The 3,617-nt window shown below is 56.2% G+C and carries 6 protein-coding genes; all 6 read left to right on the top strand.

The genetic code is table 11. The features are described 5' to 3' along the window. The coding region (locus ACE4YL_RS02410; protein ID WP_461369123.1) for a cadherin-like beta sandwich domain-containing protein at nt 1-1,019 on the top strand (1,019 nt) is incomplete at its 5' end. Nucleotides 1,020-1,101: 82 nt separating this feature from the next. Continuing rightward, a complete protein-coding gene (locus ACE4YL_RS02405) occupies nt 1,102-1,380 on the top strand; it encodes a head-tail connector protein (RefSeq protein ID WP_461369122.1) in 279 nt (92 codons plus the stop codon). Continuing rightward, nucleotides 1,367-1,834, top strand: coding sequence for a phage head closure protein (locus tag ACE4YL_RS02400; RefSeq protein ID WP_461369121.1), 468 nt, complete (start codon nt 1,367-1,369; stop codon nt 1,832-1,834). The genes ACE4YL_RS02405 and ACE4YL_RS02400 overlap by 14 nt, the downstream gene beginning before the upstream one ends. Further along, entirely contained in the window at nt 1,827-2,201 is a 375-nt protein-coding gene (locus ACE4YL_RS02395; RefSeq protein WP_461369120.1) for an HK97 gp10 family phage protein, read from the top strand. Before ACE4YL_RS02400 ends, ACE4YL_RS02395 begins: the two co-directional genes overlap by 8 nt. A gap of 1 nt (nt 2,202) precedes the next feature. Beyond that, nucleotides 2,203-2,526 carry a hypothetical protein gene (locus ACE4YL_RS02390; protein ID WP_461369119.1) on the top strand — a complete coding sequence of 108 codons (324 nt, stop codon included), beginning with the start codon at nt 2,203-2,205 and terminating at the stop codon, nt 2,524-2,526. A 1-nt stretch (nt 2,527) separates the two neighbouring features. Next, entirely contained in the window at nt 2,528-3,436 is a 909-nt protein-coding gene (locus tag ACE4YL_RS02385; RefSeq protein ID WP_461369118.1) for a major tail protein, read from the top strand. Nucleotides 3,437-3,617: the final 181 nt, after the last annotated feature.

Below are 3,617 nucleotides of genomic sequence, written 5' to 3'. Positions count from 1 at the left end.
TGCCGGTCTGCAAGGCGATGCTGGACCTCGGGCCAGCTTGGCTCGACCGCTACGTCCGCACCATCCTGGCAGAGGCAATCGCAAATGGGCTAGAGCAGGGTATCATCAGTGGGCGTGGACTGGCCGAGGCAGCCATGGACCTTGATGACCGAATCTATGAGCCTGTGGGCATGGATCGCAATCTGGAAGTGTTCAACAATACCACGGGATACGCGCCAAAGGTGCCGATCCCTGTGACGCAGTTCACTCCGGCTGCGTACGGCGCTTTGGTATCGCAGCTGGCGGTAGGTCCTAACCTGCTCAATCGCCCGGTGACGCAACTACTCATGATCGTCAATCCAGTGGACTACTTCAACAAGGTGATGCCGGCGACCGCTTTCCAGAGGCCTGACGGATCGTGGGTACGGGACATCCTGCCGTTGCCGACGAAGATCGTACAATCGGCCTATGTGGAACAGGGCAAGGCCATCCTCGGCCTAGGCAAGCGCTACATCATGGCTATGGGCACCGGCAAGGGCGGGCGCATCGAGTATAGCGACGAGTATCGCTTCCTCGAGGACGAACGCACCTACCTCATCAAACTCTACGGCACCGGCCGCCCGATGGACAACACCTCGTTCCTCGTGCTCGACATCCAGAACCTAGTGCCAGCGGTGCCTGACGTGCATGTCACCAACGACCCGTTGAGTGTGGCTGGTGACGTCGCGGTCACCAACGACCCGCTGACCGTGTACCCTGTCTACGATGCACGGCTGGCGAGCCTGAAGATCGGAGAGCTGCCCCTGTCCCCGGCGTTCAACAAGAGCGTGATGGTCTACACGGCAGAGACATCTGACGCGACCAACAAGATCACTGCGGTTGCCAAGGACGGGGAAGCCACCATCGCCATCAAGGTCAACGATGCCGATCACACCAACGGCACGGCTGCGACATGGGACGCTGGAAAGAACACCGTCAAGATCACTGTGACGAGCGGCACCGAGAGCGAGACCTACACTGTCACTGTGACTAAGTCCTGACCCGACCTAACGAGCTAGTAACACACGCAGGGCGGCGGCACCATTCGCCGCCCTGCGCATTTTCAGAGGGAGGTGATGCGCCGTGCTCCAGGCCGTGAAAACCTATCTCAAAATCACTTGGGACGACGAGGACGCCTTGCTGCAGGCAATAATCGAGCGCGGGAAGGCATACCTCAACGACCTGACTGGCTCCGAGCTCGACTTCGATACCGACGGGCAGCCCAAGTCCCTGCTCCTCGACTACTGCCGCTACGTCCATAATAACGCCAGCGAGTATTTTGAGGAGAACTTCGCCCGAGAAATTATCCGCCTTCAGCTGCAGGTGGCCGCAGAGGGGATGAGCGCCGATGGAAGGGCTTAGGAAGCAGGCGTACCGCGCTAAGATGCGGGAGCTGGGCAAGACTCTGCGGCACCGGATAGTGATCCAAAAGCGGAGTGTGACGAAAGACCCATGGGGCAATCAGGTCGAAGAGTGGCAAGACTGGCGGACGGTCTGGGCCAATTTACAGACGCTGTGGGGTGAACGGTACTACGCCGCCAAGGCGGTTGGTGAAGAGAATACCATCATCTTCGAACTTCGGCGGGCCCCGTTTTTGGAGGACCTCATCTTTAACCTCGCCGATTATCGTATTGTGGAAACCCACATCACACGTGGTGAAATGGAAATCGGGTTTGTAGGTATCAACCAACCGGTGGTGGTGGAGGACACTCCGACCACGCACTTTGGCCGAGTATACACGATCAAGCGTGTTGACCAATTGCCCGGAGGCACATGGGTCAAGCTAACGTGCGAGGAGAGTGGCAGCAATGGCTGATGTGGTCAAAGTAGATGACTTGGCCGGCGAAATAGTCCTTGCTGTGAAAACCTACACGGAAGAGGTAGGGGCAGCTATCGAAGAAGCGGTGAAGGAGACCGCACAGGCTCTGGCCGCTGATCTCCGTGAAACCTCGCCCAAAGATACCGGCGAGTACGCTAAAGGCTGGACAGCTAGGAAGGAGGGCCAGGGGAGATATGTAGTTTACAACAAGAAAAAGCCTCAGCTCACTCACCTCTTGGAACACGGCCATGCCAAACGCGGAGGAGGGAGGGTGGAAGGTAGGCCGCACATCAAGCCTGCTGAAGAACGTCACGTTCCGCAGCTGGAGAGAAAAATCGTACAGATTCTTGGGAGGGGTGGCTAGGATGACATATCTGGATCTGATACAGGAGATGCGGGATCTTGGCTTCCCTTGTGCCTACCATCACTTCACTACGCCGCCAGAACCGCCCTATACGGTTGTGCTTTACGCCTATAGTTCTGACGTCCAGGCTGACAATCAGAACTATGCTGAGGTGGGGAACTATCAGCTGGAACTCTACCACACGATCAAGCATCCACCGAGCGAGAAGAAGATTGAGGACAAGCTACGAGAGCTGCGGTTGCCGTACCGGAAGATTGAGACGTACGTGGAGAGCGAAAAGCTCTATCAGGTTATTTATCAAATCAGATTGGTAGGAGGGAATTAGGATGAATAAAGTCAGATTTGGGTTGGAGCAGGTGCATATCGCGTTTGATGGTATCGCTCAAACCCAGAGCATTGAGGTGACCGATCCGCCGACAAAAGACGGAGAGGTGACAATTACGGTCACTGCTACTACGTTGCTGGGGGAGAGCTCGCCTCATGGTGTCGTGGTGCCACTAGCAAGCGAAACTCACACTACCGCAACTAAGGTTGCATCTACGATTGTCAACGCCCTCAACAATGACGAGGTGGTCAGCGCTGTATTCGTTGCCAGGCACGCTGGGGCGACAATCTACCTCGCTGCAAAAGTGGCCCAAGACAACGACGCCACTCTTGAAATAGCGTTCGCGGACACCGGGATGACTGACGCAGCCATGGGGGCATCGACGGAGGTGGCTGCTGGGACAACCGGCTGGGGAACGCCAATCCACATACCGGGAGCAGTCAACCTGACTATGAATCCGGAGGGTGGCGAGACGGCATTTTTTGCCGACAATCGCAAGTACTACAGCAGGTACACCAACAACGGGTACAGTGGCACGCTTGAGATGGCGCTGGTGCCGCAAGACATCCTGGCAGAAATGCTCGGCTGGGAAGTTGATAACAAGGGCATGTTGGTCGAGGTTGCCGACGGGCAGCCGAAGGAGTTTGCGCTGCTTGGCCAGGTGCTGGGCGACGAGCGTAACCGCAGATTTGTGTATTACAGCTGCATCGCTAGCCGGCCTGCCGATAACGCGGCTACAACCACCGATACGGCTACTCCGACCACCGAGACGCTGAATATTACGATCCTGCCGATTGACCACAACGGTAAGAAGATCGTCAAGAGCGTCATTGAGCGCGATGAGACCACCAACGCGACTATCTTTGACAACTGGTTCGATGAAGTGACGTTCCCTGGACAGGAGGGGTAAGGAGTGCGAACGACGATCATCGGAGGTAAAAAGATTCAGTTGAGGGCCAATCCGTTGGCCCTCTTATTCTACAAACAGGCGTTTGACAGTGATCTGATTGCGGACCTTCTCAAACTACAATCCTTACAATCACTGCAAGACGGGGATTTTTCGTCTCTAGATATGGTCAGCTTGTTCCAAA

The sequence above is a fragment of the Candidatus Darwinibacter acetoxidans genome (assembly GCF_041936445.1).
Taxonomy (GTDB): Bacteria; Bacillota; Limnochordia; order Darwinibacteriales; family Darwinibacteriaceae; genus DTU010.
The sequence above is the reverse complement of the archived record's forward strand: the minus strand, read 5'-3'. Positions and strand labels throughout refer to the sequence as shown.

What these genes read in the sequence shown, in the direction of transcription:
- ACE4YL_RS02400 (WP_461369121.1), top strand. Translation starts at nt 1,367, where the DNA reads ATGGAAGGGCTTAGGAAGCAGGCGTACCGCGCTAAGATGCGGGAGCTG.
- ACE4YL_RS02395 (WP_461369120.1), top strand. Translation starts at nt 1,827, where the DNA reads ATGGCTGATGTGGTCAAAGTAGATGACTTGGCCGGCGAAATAGTCCTT.
- ACE4YL_RS02390 (WP_461369119.1), top strand. Translation starts at nt 2,203, where the DNA reads ATGACATATCTGGATCTGATACAGGAGATGCGGGATCTTGGCTTCCCT.
- ACE4YL_RS02385 (WP_461369118.1), top strand. Translation starts at nt 2,528, where the DNA reads ATGAATAAAGTCAGATTTGGGTTGGAGCAGGTGCATATCGCGTTTGAT.